Origin of the sequence: Marinobacter sp. GH_1, from assembly GCF_048595985.1 — a bacterium.
GTDB lineage: Bacteria > Pseudomonadota > Gammaproteobacteria > Pseudomonadales > Oleiphilaceae > Marinobacter > Marinobacter shengliensis.
The window spans coordinates 2,084,531-2,105,448 of sequence record NZ_CP184460.1 but is presented as its reverse complement, the minus strand read 5'-3'; the positions used below and the strand labels follow the sequence as shown (position 1 = coordinate 2,105,448).

Genomic DNA, 20,918 nt, shown 5'->3' with positions numbered 1-20,918 from the left:
CCCCACTCCGGCATACGAAAAACCGGACACAGTTGGCATTAATTACCACTGTGTAACACTATTTAACGTTCCTGCAGAATCCGCAACATGCGGCGCAGAGGCTCAGCGGCCCCCCACAGCAACTGGTCACCCACGGTAAACGCAGAAATGTATTCCGGCCCCATGGACAACTTGCGAATCCGCCCAATGGGGATACTCAGGGTGCCGGTCACTTTCGCCGGTGTGAGTTCCTGCATGGTGGCATCACGATCATTCGGGATGACTTTCACCCAGTCGTTGGCCTTGGCAAGGATACCCTCGATTTCCGCAACCGACAGGTCTTTCTTGAGCTTGATCGTCAACGCCTGGCTGTGAGAGCGCATGGCGCCAATACGAACACAGATGCCGTCGATAGGAATCGGATTGTCGCTGCGGCCAAGAATCTTGTTGGTCTCAACGCCCGCCTTCCACTCTTCCTTGCTCATGCCGTTATCGAGCTGCTTGTCGATAAACGGTATCAGGCTGCCCGCCAGGGGCACACCGAAGTGCTCGGTGGGAAAATCACCGGAACGCATGGTGCCAGTCACCTTGCGGTCGATTTCCAGGATGGCGGAGGAAGGATCGGCCAGCTCAGACTTGACGCTCTCATTCAACGCGCCCATCTGGCTCAGCAGTTCCCGCATGTTCTGGGCACCGGAACCGGAAGCCGCCTGATAGGTCATCGGAGAGACCCACTCAATCAAATCCTGCTCCAGCAGACCACCCAGGGCCAGCATCATCAGGCTCACGGTGCAGTTACCGCCAATGTAATCTTTTACGCCCTTATCCAGGGCGGCATCGATTACGTTGCGGTTGACCGGGTCCAGCACGATGACGGAGTGATCCACCATCCGCAGGGACGATGCGGCGTCAATCCAGTAGCCGTTCCAACCTGCATCGCGCAGCTTCTGGTAAACCGCTGAGGTGTAATCACCGCCCTGACAGGTCAGGATAACGTCCATGCCCTTCAGGATGTCGATATCAAAGGCATCCTGGAGTGGCGGAACGCCTTCTTTGCCTACGTCCGGGGCCGGCTTGCCCGCCTGGGAAGTGGTAAAAAACACCGGATCGATGTCGGCAAAATCGTTTTCTTCACGCATGCGCTGCATGAGGACTGAGCCCACCATGCCACGCCAACCTACAAGTCCAACTCGCTTCATGTGCGACCTTTGAACCTCACATTATGCCCGCCCGCTACCGTTATCGCTGGCAGGGACAGGATGGATGATCCCGCAGTGGCAGCATCGCGCCACTGTCGGGTCTCGGTTTAGCGAATCAGGGCTGACTCAAAGCGCATTGAGAACAGCTTCACCCATTTCCCGGGTTGAAACCTTCTTACCACCGTCTGACATGATGTCTGCGGTGCGCAGCCCCTGATCCAGTACCTTGCTGACCGCCGCTTCAATCGCTTCTGCGGCTTTTTCCTCATTCAGGCTATAACGCAGCATCATGGCTGCACTGATGATGGTGGCCAACGGGTTGGCAATGCCCTGCCCGGCAATATCCGGCGCCGAACCGTGGCAAGGCTCGTACATGCCCTGCTTTTCAGAGTTCAGCGACGCCGACGGCAACATGCCGATGGAGCCGGTGAGCATAGCCGCTTCGTCAGAAAGAATATCACCAAACATGTTACCAGTCACAATCACATCGAATTGCTTGGGTGCGCGCACCAGCTGCATGGCGGCGTTATCCACGTACATGTGGGACAACTCGACATCCGGGTATTCCCGCTTCAGATCTTCCATGACTTCGCGCCACAGCACGGTTACTTCCAGTACGTTGGCCTTGTCTACTGAGCACAGCTTCTTGCCACGCTGTTGGGCTGCCTCAAAGGCGACGCGGCCGATGCGGCGAATCTCGGACTCAGTGTATTGATAGGTGTTGTAGCCCTGGCGTTCACCATTCTCCAGCTCGCGTACACCGCGGGGCTGCCCAAAATAGATACCGCCGGTCAGCTCGCGCACGATCAGGATATCCAGGCCAGAAACCACTTCCGGCTTCAGGGAAGAAGCGGAGGCCAATTGCGGGTACAGGATGGCAGGGCGCAGGTTGGCGAACAGCTGAAGGTTGGACCGCAAACCCAGCAAGCCCTTCTCCGGGCGCTTGGCCATCGGCAGGCTATCCCACTGAGGACCGCCGACGGCACCCAGCAGAATGGCGTCGGCATTGCGCGCCTTCTCCAGGGTTTCGTCCGGCAGCGGCGAGTCCGTGGCATCGATCGCCGCACCACCCACCAGAGCCTTGTCAAAGGTCAGGCCAAGATTGAACTGATCATTGACCTTGTTCAGAACCTTTTCCGCTTCAGCAACAATCTCCGGACCAATGCCGTCACCCGGCAGAAGCAACACATTACGGGACATATCAAAATCCTTGTTTATCAGTTTCCAGCGTTAAACAACCAGGGGGCAGTCTGGCGGCGAGCATCTTCGTAGGCGCGAATGGCATCGGCATCTTCAAGGGTCACACCGATATCATCAAGGCCATTGAGCAGACAGTGACGACGGAAATTATCGACATCAAAACTGTAAGACTCACCAGAGGGGGTCGTTACTGTCTGAGCTTCCAGGTCCACCGTTAATTCATAGCCTTCGTTAGCCTCGGTCTCCTGAAACAGCTTATCAACTATTTCTTCATCCAGGACAATGGGTAACAGGCCATTCTTAAAGCAGTTATTGTAGAAAATATCGGCAAAGCTCGGGGCAATAATCACCCGGAAGCCGAAATCATCCAGCGCCCACGGGGCATGCTCCCGACTGGAACCGCAACCGAAGTTTCTGCGAGCCAACAGCACACTGGCGCTCTTGTATCGTTCCTGGTTCAGAACGAAATCCGGGTTCACGGGGCGATTGGAACAGTCCTGATCCGGCTTGCCTTCATCCAGATACCGCAGCTCATCAAACAGGTTCGGGCCAAAGCCCGTGCGCTTGATCGACTTCAAAAACTGCTTGGGAATGATCATGTCCGTATCCACATTGGAACGGTCCATGGGGGCAACAATACCCTGGTGTTGCGTAAATGCGCGCATGGTCTCTCTCCTGTGGATCAGTTCAACAACTCACGAACATCAACAAAATGGCCAGACACGGCTGCCGCCGCCGCCATCGCCGGGCTCACCAGGTGGGTACGCCCACCAAAGCCCTGACGGCCCTCGAAGTTCCGATTGGACGTGGACGCACAATGCTCGCCCTGCCCCAGCTTGTCGGCGTTCATGGCCAGACACATGGAACAACCGGGATCACGCCATTCCAGGCCCGCCTCGATGAAGATCTTGTCCAGACCTTCCTGTTCTGCCTGGGCTTTCACCAGACCAGAACCCGGCACAACCATCGCCTGTTTCAGGCTGGCGGCCACCTTGCGGCCTTTCACCACGGCCGCAGCTTCGCGTAAGTCTTCAATGCGGCTGTTGGTGCAGGAACCGATAAACACCCGGTCCAGCTGGATGTCGGTAATCTTCTGGTTCGGCTGCAGCCCCATGTATTTAAGCGCGCGAACAATGCCTTCACGCTTGATCGGGTCTTCTTCCTTCGCCGGGTCCGGCACATTGCCATCAACACCGGTCACCATCTCCGGAGACGTACCCCAGCTTACTTGCGGCTTGATGGCGGCACCGTCCAGCTCAACCACCTTGTCGAATACCGCATCGTCATCGCTGTGCAAGGTGCGCCAGTACTCAACCGCCTTGTCCCACGTTTCGCCTTTTGGCGAGAACGGACGGCCTTTCACGTAGTCAATGGTGATGTCGTCCACCGCCACCATGCCCACGCGGGCACCGCCTTCGATGGCCATGTTGCAGATGGTCATCCGGCCTTCCATGCTCAGGCCACGAATCGCCTCACCACCGAACTCGATGGCGTAACCGGTACCGCCAGCGGTGCCGATCTTGCCGATGATGGCCAGAACCACATCCTTACCGGTCACACCCGCGCCAAGCTTGCCGTTCACCTTCACCAGCATGTTCTTCATTTTCTTCTGAACCAGGCACTGGGTCGCCAGCACGTGCTCAACTTCAGAAGTACCGATACCATGAGCCAGGCAACCAAAGGCGCCGTGGGTAGAGGTGTGGGAGTCACCACAGACAATGCTCATACCCGGCAAGGTTGCCCCCTGCTCCGGCCCGATCACGTGCACAATGCCCTGGCGCTGGTCTTTGATCTTGAATTCCAGAATCCCGAACTCGTCGCAGTTCTTGTCCAGAGTCTCCACCTGGGTGCGTGACACCGGGTCAACAATACCGTCGATGCCTTTGTCACGATCGGTGGTCGGCACGTTATGATCCGGCGTCGCGATGTTGGCATCAATCCGCCAGGGCTTGCGGTTGGCCAGGCGCAGACCTTCAAACGCCTGCGGCGACGTCACTTCGTGCAGCAACTGCCGGTCGATGTAGATCAACGCGGAGCCATCGTCCCGCTGTTTGACCAAATGGTCGTCCCACAACTTGTCGTATAAAGTCTTGCCCGCCATGGTTGCTCTCTCACTCTCTGGGGGTTTCTGTTTATGCTCTCAGTTCGTCTATCTTACTCTTTGCGCCCGAATAACCTCAATTCATGTTTTTCATTCTTTGCATTCCCGAAAGGCATACTATTAAGATTACGCATGGACGGTTCTTGGCTCGAACGAATCCCCCAAGTTTGGTGTCAGGCGCAACTGGGCGGGAAGGCTTTTCAAAACACGCCTACAAGCACGTCCATGTGGGCTCGTTTCGGGCCGTCCATGGCCCTCAACGGTTTTGAAAAGCCTTCCCGCCCAGTCGCGCCCCGGACAATAATCGGGGTTTCTTTAGAACCAATGAATCGATCGGCTGTAACCCAAAGCTGGAGTTCCGGCTTGCGGGGCACCTTTCCAAAAATCTCGTAGGCCATGGATGGCCGGAGCGAAGCGCACAGGGATGTGCTCGTAGCGTTTTTTGGAAAGGTGCCCCGCAAGCCGGGACCTGCCACAGAACCAAAGGCCTATCCCAACCAGAGGCGGGACAACAAAAATGGACGCAAACTCCCTGAAAGCCTTCCTGACCATAGTCGACCAGGGCTCCTTCTCAGAAGCCGCCGAAACGCTGCACCTGACACAACCGGCGATCAGCAAACGCCTCGCCGCCCTCGAAACCCAGCTTGGCACCAAACTCATCGACCGAAGCAACCGGGAAATCCGCGTCACCGAAGCCGGCGCCAGACTACTGCCCCACGCACGCAAGATCCTCGACGAAATACACAACGCCCGCCTCGCCCTCAGCCCAAACGCCGACACCATCGAAGGCGAGCTCCAGCTCATTGCCAGCCACCACATCGGCCTGCACCACCTGCCAAACTGGTTAAGGCGCTACCGCCGCGAATACCCACAAGTAACGCTGGACCTTCAGTTCATGGAATCCGACGCCGCCTACCACCAGATGAACAAGCGTAACGCCGAGATCGCGTTCGTCACCCTCAGCGACAGCATGAACCCGGAATTCCGCATTCTGGTGCAATGGCCAGACCCGATGGCCTTTGTAATTGGCGCGGAGCATCCGCTGGCACAACTGAAACACCCACGGCTGGCAGACCTTGCCCAACACCCGGCCCTGCTGCCGGACACCAGTACTGCGACCTACCGGGTGGTCAGCCGATTGTTTCTGGAAGCGAACCAGCCACTGAAACCCTTGATGCCCACAAACTACCTGGAAACCATCAAAATGATGACCAGTGTCGGCCTGGGCTGGAGTGTGCTGCCGGTGAGCATGCTGGACAACAGTCTTCGGGTACTTGACGTTGGACACCCGGTTTCCCGGGTACTTGGCGCGGTGGCCCTGAGTGGCCGGCAATTGAGCAACGGTGCCCGGGCACTGCTTGAGATTGTCGAGGCTGAAGAGATCGGCTGCTAATCAATGACCAGAGTGGTCGTCCGGCACAGGCATTGGCTGTAAACCGCGCCAGGTCACGACAATGGCGATGGCCATGGCGAACGCACCGCCCCAGAATGCCGCGGAGGTACTGATTCCTTCCACCAGGAAACCGGACATCCAGGCGCCGAGGGCACCGCCGGCACCAAAGGTCAGGCCGCTGTACAAGGCCTGCCCCTGGCCATGGTGGTGCTTGCCAAAGAACCCCTGAATGTATTGCACAGAAATCGCATGCAACGCACCGTAGGACGCTGCGTGAAGCAGCTGGGCGAAGATAAGTATGGGCACGACCATGGTCAGTTCGGCAATGAGTATCCAGCGAATCATGGTCAGGAACAGAGCCCCGATAACAATCTGGCGCACACTGAACCGATGCGACAACCGGTGCATCACCAGAAACAGTCCTATTTCCGCCAGCACACCCAGTGACCAGAGCAAGCCAATCGACAGCTTGCCGTATCCATGTTGTTCCAGATGAATACTGAAGAAGGTGTAGTAGGCACCGTGAGATACCTGCAGCAGGAAGTTCATCAGGAAGAAAGCAATAACAGCCGGATGGGTGATGATGGCTTTCAGGCTGCCTTTCGGAGCCGGCGGTTTACGCTCGCCCCGCTCCGCAGGCACCAGAAACGCCGATACGGCGATGCCTGCAAAGACGGGCAACAGCAGCCAGGGCAGATAACTGACCGGAACCCACTCCAAAATGGCTCCCACGACAGCCACGGCACCGATAAAACCCACCGAGCCCCAGAGCCGAACCTTGCCGTACTTGTCTTTCCTCGTGCCAAGTGCCCGCAGGGTAATCACTTCGTAAAGTGGCAGGATCGCGTTCCAGAAGAAGGTAAAAGCCAGCATCACCAGAAGCAGGCCATAGAACCCGGGTTCCATGAACACACCGGCAAAGAACAGCGACCCGGTAATGGCGCCAAACCGGACCAATCGCACCCGCTGGCCGGAACGATCCCCCAGCCAGCCCCAGACACTGGGCGCGACAATCTTGGTGAGCTGAATGGTCGCCATCAGAGTGGCGATTTGCAGATAGGAAAAGCCCTGGCCCTCCAGATAAAGGGACCAATAAGGCAAAAGCCCTCCAAGGAGGGCGAAGAACCAGAAGTAGAGGTTAGACAGCCGCCAGTAGATGGTGACGCCTCCGTTTGATCAAAGCTGACCGATGACGGGTGTGCTCACTTCCACATCGCCATTCTGCCCCCGGTGGCGCAGGTAATGGTCCATCAACACGATGGCCATCATGGCCTCGGCGATAGGCGTGGCGCGAATGCCCACACAGGGATCGTGGCGACCGGTAGTAATCACCTCAACCGGATTACCATGCACATCAATACTCCGGCCCGGCAAACGCAGACTGGATGTGGGCTTTAACGCAATGCTGGCAACAATCGGCTGGCCGGAGGAAATCCCGCCGAGCACGCCGCCAGCGTGATTGGACAAAAACCCTTCCGGCGTCATTTCATCCCGGTGTTCAGTGCCTTTCTGATCAATGCAGCCAAACCCGGCGCCGATTTCCACTCCCTTTACCGCGTTGATGCTCATCAGTGCGTGGGCCAAGTCTGCGTCCAACCGATCAAAAATCGGCTCACCCAGTCCCGGCGGCAAACCATCAGCGACGACGTTAATGCGGGCACCGATGGAATCCCCTTCTTTGCGCAGGGCATCCATATAGGCTTCCATTTCTGGCACCTTGTCGGCGTCCGGACAGAAGAAGGGGTTCTGGTGCACCTGATCCCAATCGTGCTTTTCCGCCTTGATCGGCCCAAGCTGAGACAGGTAGCCACGAATGCGAATGCCCAGACGCTGCTCAAGAAACTTTCGGGCGACCGCGCCGGCGGCAACACGCATGGCCGTTTCGCGGGCCGATGACCGGCCACCACCCCGATAATCCCGTACACCATACTTATGCGTGTAGGTGTAGTCGGCGTGCGCCGGACGAAACTGTTCGGAAATCTTGGAGTAATCCTTGGAGCGCTGGTCGGTGTTCTCGATGATCAGGCCAATCGGCGTCCCGGTGGTTTTACCCTCGAACACACCAGAGAGAATGCGCACTTCATCCGCCTCACGCCGCTGCGTGGTGTGGCGGGAAGTCCCAGGCTTGCGGCGGTCCAGATCCTTCTGCATATCGGCTTCTGATAGTTCAAGGCCCGGAGGGCAGCCATCGATAATGCACCCCAGAGCAGCCCCATGGCTCTCACCGAATGTGGTTACGGTGAACAGTTTACCAAATGTATTTCCCGACATAATTCAGCACTTTATAAAGGTTTTACAAAATATTTTTTAACTGTTTCTGACCTGCCATTCGCGCAGGTCAGCAGCCGTTACCAGAAACACGCCATCGCCGCCGCTATCAAATTCCAGCCAGGTAAGCGGCAGGTCCGGATAGGCATCATCCATGGCACCCCAGGAGTTGCCCACTTCCACGATTAACAAACCGTTCTCGGTAAGGTGCTCCGCAGCCCCGGCAATAATACGATGAGCGATATCAAGGCCATCTTTACCCGCGGCCAGACCCAACTCGGGTTCGTGACGGTACTCTTCAGGCATGTCTGCCATGTCTTCAGCATCCACGTAGGGCGGATTGCTGAGGATCACGTCGTAACGGCCTTCGATGTTCTCAAACACGTCCGAACGGATGGTCTGAACCCGACCTTCCAGGCCATGCAACTCGATATTTGAGTCCGCCACTTCGAGGGCGGCCTCGGAAATATCAGACAGATCAACCTCGGCTTCATCAAAGACGGTGGCCGCGCCGATACCGATACAACCGCTGCCCGTGCACAAATCCAGTATCCGTTGAACGGGCTGGCTCCCCAACCAGGGCTGCAGGCCATTCTCCAGCAGCTCGCCAATCGGCGACCGGGGAACCAGCACCCGCTCATCAATGTTGAACGGCATACCCATAAACCAGCCTTCGCCCAGAAGGTAGGCGATTGGTACGCGCTCATTAATGCGGCGCTCGATGCGCTCAACAATCAGTTCGCGCTCTGTGCGCACCAGGCGCGCATCCAGGAACACATTGTTGTTTTCCAATGGCAGGTGGACACTGCGTAAAACCAGCTGCACGGCTTCATCCCACACGTTGTCGGTACCATGCCCGAAATACAACGGCGATGCCGCAAACCGTGACGCGGCGTAGCGCAGAAAGTCCCGGATGGTGTGTAGATCGTCAACTGGACTGGTCACAAAAACGTCTTCCTGGTCAGGCTAATGTAGCGCGGCATTATACGCCTATTAAGCACAGGCCTGCAGCCCACACACAGATTAAAGGGCCAACGGGCCGGAACTGCTGCGGCTTTGCTCAAACCGGTCCAGTGCGGCAGCCATACGCTCCCGGCCCAACTGAATCAGCTCCGGGGCCTTGTGATAATCGTAACTTCGGCTGGCATTCTTGGGGATATTAACCAGGAGATCAGGCGGATACCCGGCAATCTTGTATTGAACCAGAGCACTCTGCATGGTTTCGATGGTCAGGTTCATCACATCAAATTTACCAATGCCCAGCTTGTCCCAGTCAATGGTCTCGTGGTCATCCCGTTTCTGGTGATGAGCGGCTTTCTCGGGCTCCTCATGCCGGGCTTTCAAATCCTTCTCTTTATGCTTTTTCGCCATCTCCCGGGTGATCTTTTCTTCGGGAGATTCCCCGGTATCGAGTTTCCTTGAGGTCAGGGATTTAATGGCATCCCAGTCAAACCAACGGGAGGCTTTATCCCGGATGGCGTCGACCCATTCATCCATATCGCTGCCGGAGTCTTCATCGGCAAATGCCGCATCGGGAATTCGCCTTGGCTGTTCATCCTCGCCACTCAGGTTGACGGCCATGATCAAATCGGCGTGGGCAGAGATCGTCGGGATAATCGGCAGGGGATTCAGCAATGCACCGTCTACCAGCACCCTGCCATCCAGCACCAGAGGCGTCACAACACTCGGGATGGCAATGGATGCCCGGATGGCGCGATCCAGCGGCCCTTCCTGAAACCAGATTTCCTTGTGGGCAAGGAGATCGGTGGCAACCGCAGTAAACGCAATGGGCAAGTCTTCGATCCGGGTATCGCCCAGAATGTCACGGACCACCGAGAAGACCTTCTCTCCCCGAATAGCGCCGACCGAGGTGAAGGTAACGTCAAGCAGTTTAAGGACATCGAACTGGCCAAGCCCGGTCACCCAGTCCTTGTATTCCTTCATCTTGCCAGCCGCGTACATACCGCCGATCAGGGCGCCCATGGAACAGCCCGAGATCGCGATAATGTTGTAACCCCGCTCCTGCAGTACCTCAATGGCGCCAATATGGGCGTAACCCCGGGCACCGCCACTACCGAGGGTCAAGGCGACCGTTTTGCCGTTTCCGGTTTGCGAGGGCTTGCGTGCAGTATTGGCCGGAGCTTCGGCCGGCGATACGTCAGAACTTGCCAATACTTTGCTGACACCATCCTCCGCAGGCACTTGCTCACTGCCGACCTGTTGGTTGTCTGGCTTGTTGTCCCCGGACATTCCCTTACCTCTTGATTACCAGGATTTCGATGCGGTCACCCGTGCGGTTAGGGTCCGCTACCTGAACCCCCGGCCCGATAGCCAGGGTGCGGACCTGCTCCCGGGAAACTCCGGATTTCGCCAGCACGTCGGCCAGGGCGCCCGCAGCCCTTTCCGCCCTTGCGATCGAATCATTCAGGGTTTCATCATTTTCCAGCGAAGAAAACGCGGCAAGCACCACCTCGGCGCCCTCCTCTGCCGCCCACTCTCCCAGCCGCCGGCGATCCGTAGTCGACAGGTCAAACCGATGGGTAACACCGCCCTGCCAGGGCACAATAATGGGGCCCAGCAGTCGTGCAGCAGACGCCTGAAAGCCGGGAATGTCCGCCCCGGCTGCTACCTGGAGGTGTTCAACCCACACATATTCACGCTGATTGCCACGGGTAACGGTGTACACCAGGGTCAACCATCGGTTGCCATCAACATCTGCCACGGCACCGACGAAGTAGTCCTGGTCCTGATCCCGGCCGAGGAGTCTGGGTTGCTCAAAAATCTGGTTTGCCCAGACGTTGCTTCGGCCGCAGGCCACTCCGGAACATTCAAAAAGGATCTGGCCGCCTCGCGCCTGAAGCTCTCGCCGGTAGTGTTCCTGTGCGGCCCTACGGCTAGCATCCCGGTTGATTTCGAATAACTGACCCTTGCCGTTCACCGGCAGCCTGGCCATGACATCCGAGCGGATCTCTCCGCGTATTTCGCGAACCGGGCTCATAAGCACGAGGTGTCCGGACGACCGAATGTCCAGCGCCGACTGAAGGCTCGACTGGGCGAACTTCTCCAATGGCTCGCCAAGCTCCGATGCTGACGCCACTGAACCGCAAGCCAGCAAAGCAGCCGCCAACAGGCTCCGGAGTTTCATTACAACAGCACGATTATTCATTGAATAGAAACCTTTTTATAGCATGTGCAACCGGCTTGGTGTCACCATCCAGGTGACAATGGTGCCCCCCGGGAACGTCCACTGTCGTCAGATCGGGTATCAGCTCTGCACGTTTGTCCAATCCGCCACGGCTGGCCAACAACCCTTCAGACGCTCTTACGAACAGGGTTGGCGTCCGGATGGCGGCCAGTGAGGCATGAACCTGCTCTTCGGTCATCATTAAAGGCGTGGGGTGTCTTAGCCGTGCATCAGTGCGCCAGACAAAGCCATCTCCTTCAGCCCGCATGTTTCTGGGCACCAGCAATGCTGCGGCCTCCGCGCTCAACGGGCTGAGCCCGCCCTCACGGATCCTCGCCGCCGTCGCCACATCGGGATAGACCGCCGGAGGTGACGATCCGTTCCGTCTTTTCTGCAAGGCCCGGCGCAACTGGGGGATGGTTTCCTTGGCGGGGCGGCTCAGGGCACCCAGACTGTCAATCATCACCAGCCGCCTCACCCTCTCAGGGAAAGCTGCCGCATACAGGGCACAAACGATACCACCCAGCGAATGGCCCACCAGATCAAGGGGGTACCGTTCGCTTTCCGGAAAATGATGGCCAATCAATTCACTGAGGTCTGCCACATAGTCCATCAGCCAGTAACCATAGCCCGGTGGTCGATGCCCCGAATGGCCATGACCGGCCATGTCGATTGCGTGAACACTGGCATCGGTGGCCAGCGCTGGTGCCAACCGGGCGAATGTCATGGCGTTATCAAGCCAGCCGTGCACCATAAGTATGGGGGAGCGAACTTCGTGCGAGGGGTCAGTATGCCAGGTCAGGCCGGCAAGGGTCAGGTTATCGAGCGGCCAGCGTGCCTCCCGGCAGCCGGCCGGAATGTCGTGCCCACTGCCGGGTAACACAGTGTCAGTCATGCAAGGCGAGTCCTACATGGTGTGCGTTGGGCGATCAGAGCTCAGCGAGCCTGCCAGGTAAGACTCGATCTTGGTCCTTGCGGATTCATCGTCACCGTTAAACTGGACGCCGATACCTGCCGCACGGTTACCTTGCGCTCCTTTAGGGGTAATCCACACCACTTTACCCGCCACGGGTATCTTTTCCGGCTCGTCCATCAGGTTGAGCAGCAAAAACACCTCGTCTCCGAGCTGATATTGCTTCTGGGTAGGAATGAATAGACCACCTTGCCGAATGTAGGGCATATAGGCGGCGTACAGAACCGCTTTGTCCTTGATGGTCAGGGTGAGAATGCCGCTGCGTGCGCCAAATCCTGGGCCCATATCACATACCTTTTACGCTGGAAGTTCTTGTGTCGTTAAACATTGCCACAATGCTTCAGGAATTTCCTGACATTTCACAATCATAGCAGCTGAAATTGAAGAAAGCTCAGCTTGCTTTCCGCTTCCTTGGCATCAGTTCCCGCCAGGCAATCAGAAGCTGGCTGGCCTCCAGTTCCGGGCTGGCATTGTATACCGCGGCACTGCGACTTTCCCTAACCAGGTCCAGGAGCTGATGAGCCCGCCACGGCGGATTGTTGTTTGCCAGATAACCAAGCATGTCCGCCGCTTCCGGGTCAGATACTGCGCCCCCCACACTGGCCCGCGCCAGATCCGCGGCCCAGCTTTCAAATAACCAGAGCGAATCGTCAAGGCCAAGGGCCTTGAAGGATTTAGCCGCCTCGCCAACCGGAATTTGCCCTTTCATAAACTGCCGGAATGCTTCAAAGGCCTTGTCCCGAAGGGGCAGAAAATCTCCCAGGGCATAGTCCAGCGCCAACCGTGGTGCATTGCCCGCCAGCATCAGGCTTTTGGCCAAGGTCTCCGCACCCGGCCGGCCTGCTTCGTCCAGCTCAGCCACGCGGGCAGCCAGCCATTGCCCACCCTGCTCTGCTGTCGGCAAGGGTATGGTCAGCGCCTGGCAACGGGAGCGAATGGTCGGCAGGACCGGCCGGCCGCTCTCCTGCAACAGCAGCAAAGTCACATCCGGCAACGGCTCTTCCAGGGTTTTCAGCAGCGCATTGGCGGCATTGATGTTTAATTGATCTGCCCGGTCAACAATCGCGACCTTGTGGTGGCCAACCTGGGGCGAAGCAACGGCAAACGTGGAGAGCGCCCGGATCTGGTCAACTTTCACCATGCGCGACTTTTCCGGCGCATAAACCCGCAAATCCGGATGACTGCCTGCAGCCATCAGCTCACACTGCTTGCAATGGCCACACGCCACCGCCGCGCCGGATTCTGACTTGGCCGGTGCTTCACACAACAGCAATCCGGCCACTGCCTGGGCCCAGGCGCGCTTTCCTACGCCACGCTCACCCACTACCAGCAATGCGTGGGGCAAGCGGTCCTGTGCCAGTCGGCTTTGCACTGCCGACCAGGCGCGGGCCAGCCAGGGCATTTCCTGTGCGATGTCAGTCATGTTTCGGCATCCGGGATCCGGTTTCCTGATTGCGTTTGAGTTGACGCTTCATGGTTTTCAGCAGCCGCCTCAGCCGCCGTGTATCGTCATCAGCCTGACGGGTTGAGGCAGAGCTATAGTAATGGCTGTTCACTGTCCGGGCAAAGATCCGGGCAGACTCCGCCACCGATGGCCGGGCCTCGGCCATGCGTTCCGCCAGCACAACCGGGGTTTCGCCACTGCGCACAGGTACACCGGCCTGTTCACACAGCCGGTGCCATGATCCGACGACGCGCCTGAAGCCATCCTGACGTGCTCCCCGGGTCATTGAAAGCGCCGACACCAACCCGGCCACAAGAAGGGCAAAGCCAACCAGCCCGGCGGTAATGTAGCCAAGCTCCTTCATGCCAATGCCGCCTGGCAGCCGGGACATCAGGTTCATCTGGCTCTGGCCCTGATAGCCCACCACCCAACGCTGCCAGTGGTAGTTTATTCGGTCGAGCTGCAGTGACGCCCACTGCAAAACCGCCAGATCGCCATAACGCTGGGGAGAGGTCAGGTTGTTCTCCAGGAAGGAACCCTCTTCGGCCATCGCCTCCCGCAATCCGAACTCAATACGATCAGGAGCAATCGCAGCGGTGGGATCAACCCGAACCCAGCCCCGACCTTCCAGCCATACCTCAACCCAGGCATGGGCATCGTACTGGCGCACAATGAGGTAATCGCCCCCGGCGCCGGCATCTCCGCCCTGGTAACCCACCACCACACGGGATGGAATTCCAGCAGCCCGGAATACAAAGGTGGCAGCGCCCGCGTAATGGGCACAGAACCCGCGCTGCGCCTCAAACAACAGGGTATCCACACCATCGTTGGGCATCGCCGGTGGCCGCAGTGTGTAATAGTATTCCTCGTTACGGAACCGCTGCATGAGCTCGTTAACCACCTGGGCCGGGGAATACTGGCCCGCCAGCTCACTGGCCAATGCCCGCGCCCGCGGGTTTCCTTCGCCAGGCAATTGCAGGTAGCGCTGACGCGCTGCTTGGGTGAGCTCACTACCCGGCCGGGTTTGCCCGGGGGCAATCGCCAATCGGTAACGAACCGGGCTGTCTGCGGGACGACGGAAACGGAACAGATCCTCCCCTGCGTCAAACACGTTGTCCGAGACCGCAATCGAATTTTCCAGGGAGAAGGCCCATCGTTGGTCCGTGGGCTCCATCAGCACATCGTACTGATTGTTCGCCAATGCCCCCACGCCGCCATCCACCGCGACCCTGCCAGGGCGCTGAAAAGGCTCCCGGTCGCGCTGCCGCCATGTCTCGCCGTCAAGGTAATCGAGAATCAGCCCTCGCCAATAGCGATCCCGATACTCGGGAATCGAACCACCAAAACTCACGCGGAACGCCCGCTCACTGCTCTGGGCCAGATTGGAGATATCGCCGGGGCGCATGGTATCGGAGATACCGCTGCGAGCCTCGCCGGAAACCAGTGGGACACTCCATAGCGGCGCCATACGCGGAAAGAACACAAATAACAGGACGACTACCGGCAGGGTTTTCACCATCAACAGGCCCAGCCGCTTCCAACCGGCCTTCAATGACCCCGGAAGATCTGGCGCGTTAAGAACCTGCAGACCCACCAGCAGGCAGGCAATGGCTGCAAACGTCAGCAGGGCCCACAGGATGTCCTGTTGGAACAGGAAGTTTACAGCCGCCAGATACACCAGAATAAAAAACAGTACATAGAAGTCTCGGGCGGAGCGGGTTTCCAGCCATTTGAGCCCAACCGCCAACACGAAGAACGACGCAGCAGTATCGACGGTAAAGCGGCCATGAACAGTCCCTACGTAGACTCCGATCAACACCAGCATAATGCCCGTCCGCAACCAGCGCCCCGGCAATCGCACCCGACCACTCTGGGCCAGCCAGCGCCAACCTGCCAGCACCACGCAGGCGGCAATCAGCCACCAGGGTAACCGGTTCCACTGTGGCAACAGTAACAGTGCAAAACTGCCAATCAGCCAGAGAAGCGCTGTGCCAGGAATGGCATCTATCGGTACTTCGGAACGACGGTTTCTACCAAGGAGCACATCGACCAGGCGGCTCATATACTGCCTCCCGCCGTAGCCCCGTCCACGCTTTTACGGGTACCAAACGGTAATGCATCCTGCTCTCTCGGCGGCTTTTCGCCCCAGACCGCCAGCGCCCGTAGGCACCGGTCTGTATGGATTGGGCCGGTGTCGGGTTCGATGACCTCCCCCGGCAGGTTCAAACCAAACTTCGCGCCTTTCTGTAGCCGGTCGGCCACCAACCAGGCCAGATAGCTGAGCCTGAGTTCAGTATCCGCGCCCGGGAAAGCGTTGAAATCCAGCCAGTGGGGGCTTCCTTGCTCCCCTTCCCAATCGGCAACCACCATCTGCCCGGAGCGGGCAAACCGTTTCCACATGACCCTCTGGCTAAGATCCCCTTCACGCCAGGGCCGAAGGTCGGCATTATCCTGACCGGCCACAGGCGCGGAAGAGCGGGCCTCACTGCCGTCATCCACCTGGCTGATTACCTCCGGCGCAACCAGTGGCCTGGGATAGGCTATGCCGGCCGAACTCGGGCGTAACCAGGACCAGGCCTTGAGCAACCCGAATGGGAAACGGGTTTCAATCCGAACCTTGTCTGGCCGAAGGTAACCACGATGGGCTGAGGGAATGGGCAAAATGACGTCCAAGGCTTGGCCAGCCGGCACATGGACACCTTCCAGCTTTGAATCCACAACCGACAGTGCAATGGCAAGCCCGCTATCCTTGCCAGCGGTAATCCGAAATCGAAACGGTACATCATCCCCGGCCTCGCCCTCGCCGGGCTGAACAAGGGCGAGCGTCAGCCCCGAGAGATTGCGATGGGTCTGATGCATGGCACCGACGAACAGGGCCCCGAGAATGAAGGTCAGCAGGTAAATAAGGCTGTTCTGGTAATTGATGCCGGTGATCAGCATGATCAGAAGCAGAACACCAAAAACCACCCCAGCACCGGTTGGCAGGATGAAGATGTTTTTCTGGCTGAATGTCTGGCTGTCTCCGCGGGGAACCCTGCGGTTAATCCAGTGCTGCCATCGTTGCCGGAGTTTTCGCGTTATCATGCCCATCAGGCCGCATTCTTCCTCAAAAGTTCACCCGTTACCGGCATGCATCAAACCACATTACCCGGCCGCCCATAAAGCTTTACTGCCCAACTGCGGATTCTGATCACAGACCAGGCACTTTCCGGTTGAAAAACTGTCTGACAAACCGAATACTCCGATAAGGAAGCGTATTGACTGAATAGAGTAGTCTCAGCCGCGCCCCTCAACTGATCCGGTAACGCAAGAGGCTATGCCATGACACGCCCAACACTGCTTGCAACGGCCATCACCGTCACTCTCTCCTCTCCGGCCATGGCCGGCGTTCAGACGATGACATCGGATGAGATGGTGGAAACCTATGTTCAGGATTCCGCGGTCATAGTTGTGCCAAGGGTCCAGCAAAGAAACGAAGCGGATCGCCAGCGAATTATCAGGGCGCTGACCATCTCGCCCGGCGAGCCGGTTCTGAGTGAAGCCGAAGAGGAAGCCTACCGCGAAGCGCTCCAGCGCTATATGGAAGATGGCAAGTCCGACGCTTTGAGCAGCGCCGAGGAGGAATTCCTGCGCAGGGCCCTGCTGCTACCCACTGAGGAGCTGGCCCGGGCCCAACCCCCGGCCAATTTTGCCGAGACGATTCCACAGCTGATTTTCGGTCAGCAGCCACAAATACCGGACGAACCTTTTACCCAGACGTTTCTTAACGACCAACTGGGAATTGGTTTTGACGGCCAGAACCTGAACTTCAGTATTGGTAATCCGCCGGGCATTGATCGTATTGATATTCCCCACGGCATCAACGAAGGGCCGATCCAACTGACCCCAAGACCCGGTGGCGGCTTCGACCTGTCCATTCAGGTGCCCGACCGCTGATTCAGAGCCCGCATCTTTAAAAATAAAACGGCGACCTGCTTCGGGTCGCCGTTTTATTTAGGCCAGATTTTTTCTAACCAACTAAAAACGCCCCGCAATGCGGGGCGCTCATCACCTACTCAGGTGTTCAGGTCAGATTAGTGACCGTAAACAGCCAGACGAGTGTCGGAGATGGTCAGGTTATCCATGGCGATGGAACCGATGGAAGCGCCGCCAATCTCGATCGCACCGATGGACATGTCCATGGTGATGTCGTTGATGTCGATACGCAGGACGTCAGTCATAGTGGATGCACCAAGACCATCGCCTTTATAAACATCTACGTTAGCAACAGCGAAAAGACCGGCTGCGCTAACTGGCTGGCCGTTAGCTGCAACTTCTTCAAAGAAGTTACCACCCATGATAGCCATGTCACGGATACCAACACCCAGGAATTCAACATCGAAGTCCATCTGCTGCACGTTGAATGCAACGTCCAGGTTCAGGGTGTCAGTCGCGGTATCAACACGAATGTCCAGCTGACCCAACGCACCGTAGCCACTCAGGTTGGAAACCAGCGTGGTGCTCTCGCTGCCATCAGCTGCAACCAGTTCCATGGAGCTGGCTGTCATACCCCAGTCGATCGGGGCGCCGGAGATGGAGTGAACGGAGATGACTGCGTCGCCATCAGCCTCTACATCGATATCGATGTACAGGTCGTCCAGCAGATCGGAGCCAGGACCGCCAGCAACACCAGAACCACCCAGAACGATATCGTTCACCGTGAAGCTACCTTCATCGGTGTACACGAACTGACCGATGCTGACTTTGGTTTCCAGTTCGATGGTCACACCAGCCTGGCCAGTAACGTTACCCATTGCGGTATCGTCAAGCGCTTTCAGGTCAGCGTGAGCAGCGAATGGCATAGCGGCAACGGCAGTTGCCAGAGCAATTTTCTTCAGGCCTTTCATTATTATCTCCTTGTGAAACTCATTTTATTCTTGTGTGAGTTTTTTAAGTGAAGTCCTTTACTCCACAGGTCCATTTAAGATTGTTTTACAGTCCTAGTCCGTGACTCCATTCACAGTCTTTTACGTTACATTTACAATTGGAAACAAGTATCGATGAGTTCGCATTCTGCTCAGGACTTTCCGCCTTTACCCTCGTAAAACCATTCAAACGGTTTCTCCTGAGAGACCGGCTCAGCCCAGGAAATCGCTCCATTACGAATCTCATAGCCAATCACCTTGTTTGAGGACACGCCCAAACGATGCTCATGCTCTATCACCAGAACTTCCGTCTCATTCCCCTCACTCACCCTACCGGTGTAGAGGATCGCCGCAGCGTTTATCTGTCCTCGCTGGGCAATCGACTTAATAGCTGCCCGATACATCTTTAATTGTGCGACCGCAGGCATGCCAACAGCCTGAGCATCAATATTGATCCGCTTTACGGTTTCACCATCCTTCATCAGCATCCAGGCTTTCGGCGTATTTGCACCCGGTTCCAAGATGGCTGACTGATATTCTTTCGTTGCCGCCTCCGACAACCGAATCAGCTGCTGCTGCGCGCTGAGAATAACCACACCCAACTCATCCTCCGAAATTTTTCCATCAGACAAGGGACCGTCTTGTGGCAAACCCTCCGCCAACGAGTGCGTCGCACCCAGGGCAAACAGACTGAACGTGGCGGCAAGTGCGTGTTTTCTGAAGCGAGACATAGGACAACTTCCGTTCTTGTTTTATGGATTTTCAGTTCATTGGCGTCAAAACCCGGTAAAATACGCCCCGGGCTGATCGGCTCCGTATAACCATTAGATCAGCGCCTGTCCTGATCGGACAACGGCCGTTTTGTGCATCGTGTATCATTCTTCCAATTTTTAACGGAGGTATCTTGGCCTTTCCTCTCTGCCAGCCTGTTACCCGGCAACAATACAACCGACTGTGCGCCCACGCCTCACAGCAACCGGACTTTATTTTTCTCGGCAGCCAGGCACCTTCGGGGGGCCGTGGCGAAGCCAGGGGTTTCAGCTGTCTTGCCGTGGAGCAGGCCGTCATCGATAGCACGCCGAATAGACGAATCGACACGCCCACCCTTGCCGGTGATCTGGAGGCGCTGGCAGATACCTACCGGCAGCCCGGGATCACCGATGCCGAGGTGCCCTGCCCACTCGCAGGCGGCTGGGTTGGCAGCATTGCCTACGAGTTCGGCTATGCCAGAGAACCAAGGCTGAACAGGCTGGCCAGGAACCTCCGCTACCCGCTGTTTTTCGCCGGGCTTTACCTGTGGACGGCCAGTGAGGACCTGGAAAGCGGCGCATGCTATCTGTGGGTCCACCCCCAACTGCCCGCCTCCACGGAAAAAAAGCTGGTCGATTGGCTTGACCACCCTGTTAACGATGATCATGAGCCCTGGTTGATAACCAACCATTTCAACCCAACACAAACACCCGACAATTTTCGGCAAAGGGTCAATCAGGTAAGGCATTACATTCAGTCAGGTGACTGCTACCAGGCCAATCTGTCCCAATCGTTTGAGGGGCACTACCAGGGCAGCCCCTGGGCCGCCTTCAGCGCGCTCAGCGATGCCAACCCGACGCCTTATGCAGCTTTTCTCCGCTTTCGGGGTAACGCGGTAGTCTCAGTATCACCGGAACGATTCCTGGCCATTCGCGAAGGTGTGATTGAAACCAGCCCCATCAAGGGCACTCGTGCCCGGGGTCAGAACCCTGAACAGGATGAAGCTTTGGCGCAGGAGCTACTGGCCTCGGAGAAAGACCGGGCCGAGAACCTGATGATCGTGGATTTGCTTCGTAACGACCTCAGCGTCCATGCCCTGCCCGGCTCAGTCAGTGTGGATGAGTTATTTGCCCTTGAGTCTTACCGCAATGTGCATCACCTGGTTAGCCACATTCGAGCCAAATTAAAACCTGGCATCAGCCCGTTACAGGCGTTATTTGATGCGTTCCCCGGTGGCTCCATTACCGGCGCCCCGAAAATCCGCGCCATGGAAATCATTGCCGAACTGGAGCCCCACTGGCGGGGTCCCTACTGTGGCTCGGTGTTCTATTACGGTCTTGATGGCAATCTGGACAGCAGTATTGCGATTCGCACCTTGCTGTGCGAGCCGGACGGGACAGTCAGTTGCTGGGGAGGGGGTGGCATCGTGGCCGACTCAGAGCCAGAGGCTGAATACCAGGAAACCCTGGCAAAAGTGCAGCCGCTGATGCGGTTTCTGGAGCAGCTGAAACTCTGACCTGCGC

The 20,918-nt window shown here is 57.4% G+C and carries 19 protein-coding genes; 3 read left to right on the top strand and 16 right to left on the bottom strand.

The genetic code is table 11. From position 1 onward, the window contains the following. Nucleotides 1-62 precede the first annotated feature (62 nt). The 4 genes from asd to leuC form a co-directional block, all read right to left on the bottom strand. Complete coding sequence (asd, locus tag ACNSOI_RS09560; RefSeq protein WP_420195671.1) at nt 63-1,178, bottom strand: aspartate-semialdehyde dehydrogenase; 1,116 nt, start codon at nt 1,176-1,178, stop codon at nt 63-65. Between the two features lie 126 nt (nt 1,179-1,304). Then, entirely contained in the window at nt 1,305-2,378 is a 1,074-nt protein-coding gene (gene leuB / locus ACNSOI_RS09555) for a 3-isopropylmalate dehydrogenase (protein ID WP_072677381.1), read from the bottom strand. Between the two features lie 17 nt (nt 2,379-2,395). After that, nucleotides 2,396-3,043 (bottom strand): 3-isopropylmalate dehydratase small subunit, encoded by a 648-nt coding sequence (leuD, locus tag ACNSOI_RS09550; RefSeq protein ID WP_138435589.1) that lies wholly within the window; start codon nt 3,041-3,043, stop codon nt 2,396-2,398. A gap of 17 nt (nt 3,044-3,060) precedes the next feature. Further along, complete coding sequence (gene leuC / locus ACNSOI_RS09545; RefSeq protein ID WP_061331137.1) at nt 3,061-4,479, bottom strand: 3-isopropylmalate dehydratase large subunit; 1,419 nt, start codon at nt 4,477-4,479, stop codon at nt 3,061-3,063. 517 nt (nt 4,480-4,996) lie between these two features. Here leuC and ACNSOI_RS09540 point away from each other — a divergent pair. Further along, on the top strand, nt 4,997-5,872 hold the full coding sequence (locus ACNSOI_RS09540; RefSeq protein WP_138435591.1) for a LysR family transcriptional regulator: 876 nt from the start codon (nt 4,997-4,999) through the stop codon (nt 5,870-5,872). Here ACNSOI_RS09540 and ACNSOI_RS09535 read toward each other — a convergent pair whose 3' ends face one another. The 10 genes from ACNSOI_RS09535 to ACNSOI_RS09490 form a co-directional block, all read right to left on the bottom strand. Then, nucleotides 5,873-7,018, bottom strand: coding sequence for an MFS transporter (locus ACNSOI_RS09535; protein ID WP_269063775.1), 1,146 nt, complete (start codon nt 7,016-7,018; stop codon nt 5,873-5,875). A 30-nt stretch (nt 7,019-7,048) separates the two neighbouring features. Further along, a complete protein-coding gene (gene aroC / locus ACNSOI_RS09530) occupies nt 7,049-8,143 on the bottom strand; it encodes a chorismate synthase (RefSeq protein ID WP_354443447.1) in 1,095 nt (364 codons plus the stop codon). Between the two features lie 36 nt (nt 8,144-8,179). Next, complete coding sequence (prmB, locus tag ACNSOI_RS09525) at nt 8,180-9,085, bottom strand: 50S ribosomal protein L3 N(5)-glutamine methyltransferase (protein ID WP_138435593.1); 906 nt, start codon at nt 9,083-9,085, stop codon at nt 8,180-8,182. Nucleotides 9,086-9,163: 78 nt separating this feature from the next. After that, entirely contained in the window at nt 9,164-10,390 is a 1,227-nt protein-coding gene (locus ACNSOI_RS09520) for a patatin-like phospholipase family protein (RefSeq protein ID WP_354443444.1), read from the bottom strand. Nucleotides 10,391-10,394: 4 nt separating this feature from the next. After that, entirely contained in the window at nt 10,395-11,306 is a 912-nt protein-coding gene (locus ACNSOI_RS09515) for a DUF4892 domain-containing protein (protein ID WP_354443442.1), read from the bottom strand. Next, nucleotides 11,299-12,219, bottom strand: coding sequence for an alpha/beta fold hydrolase (locus ACNSOI_RS09510; protein WP_420195670.1), 921 nt, complete (start codon nt 12,217-12,219; stop codon nt 11,299-11,301). The genes ACNSOI_RS09515 and ACNSOI_RS09510 overlap by 8 nt, the downstream gene beginning before the upstream one ends. Nucleotides 12,220-12,231: 12 nt before the next feature. Continuing rightward, nucleotides 12,232-12,582, bottom strand: coding sequence for a PilZ domain-containing protein (locus ACNSOI_RS09505; protein WP_058089697.1), 351 nt, complete (start codon nt 12,580-12,582; stop codon nt 12,232-12,234). 106 nt (nt 12,583-12,688) lie between these two features. Further along, nucleotides 12,689-13,720 carry a DNA polymerase III subunit delta' gene (gene holB, locus ACNSOI_RS09500; protein WP_286255432.1) on the bottom strand — a complete coding sequence of 344 codons (1,032 nt, stop codon included), beginning with the start codon at nt 13,718-13,720 and terminating at the stop codon, nt 12,689-12,691. Beyond that, nucleotides 13,713-15,803 carry a transglutaminase TgpA family protein gene (locus tag ACNSOI_RS09495; protein ID WP_138436262.1) on the bottom strand — a complete coding sequence of 697 codons (2,091 nt, stop codon included), beginning with the start codon at nt 15,801-15,803 and terminating at the stop codon, nt 13,713-13,715. The genes holB and ACNSOI_RS09495 overlap by 8 nt, the downstream gene beginning before the upstream one ends. Then, nucleotides 15,800-16,825, bottom strand: coding sequence for a DUF58 domain-containing protein (locus tag ACNSOI_RS09490; RefSeq protein ID WP_420195716.1), 1,026 nt, complete (start codon nt 16,823-16,825; stop codon nt 15,800-15,802). The genes ACNSOI_RS09495 and ACNSOI_RS09490 overlap by 4 nt, the downstream gene beginning before the upstream one ends. A gap of 237 nt (nt 16,826-17,062) precedes the next feature. Here ACNSOI_RS09490 and ACNSOI_RS09485 point away from each other — a divergent pair, with 237 nt between their 5' ends. Then, nucleotides 17,063-17,677: a hypothetical protein gene (locus ACNSOI_RS09485; protein ID WP_354443433.1), complete on the top strand. Its 615-nt coding sequence runs from the start codon at nt 17,063-17,065 to the stop codon at nt 17,675-17,677. Nucleotides 17,678-17,814: 137 nt separating this feature from the next. Here ACNSOI_RS09485 and ACNSOI_RS09480 read toward each other — a convergent pair whose 3' ends face one another. Further along, complete coding sequence (locus tag ACNSOI_RS09480; protein ID WP_058089693.1) at nt 17,815-18,627, bottom strand: DUF6160 family protein; 813 nt, start codon at nt 18,625-18,627, stop codon at nt 17,815-17,817. Nucleotides 18,628-18,797: 170 nt separating this feature from the next. Further along, nucleotides 18,798-19,376: a hypothetical protein gene (locus ACNSOI_RS09475; RefSeq protein WP_152438074.1), complete on the bottom strand. Its 579-nt coding sequence runs from the start codon at nt 19,374-19,376 to the stop codon at nt 18,798-18,800. A gap of 173 nt (nt 19,377-19,549) precedes the next feature. On the opposite strand from ACNSOI_RS09475, the gene pabB reads away from it, so the two are divergent. Beyond that, on the top strand, nt 19,550-20,911 hold the full coding sequence (gene pabB / locus ACNSOI_RS09470) for an aminodeoxychorismate synthase component I (protein ID WP_420195669.1): 1,362 nt from the start codon (nt 19,550-19,552) through the stop codon (nt 20,909-20,911). The last annotated feature ends 7 nt before the right edge of the window (nt 20,912-20,918 follow it).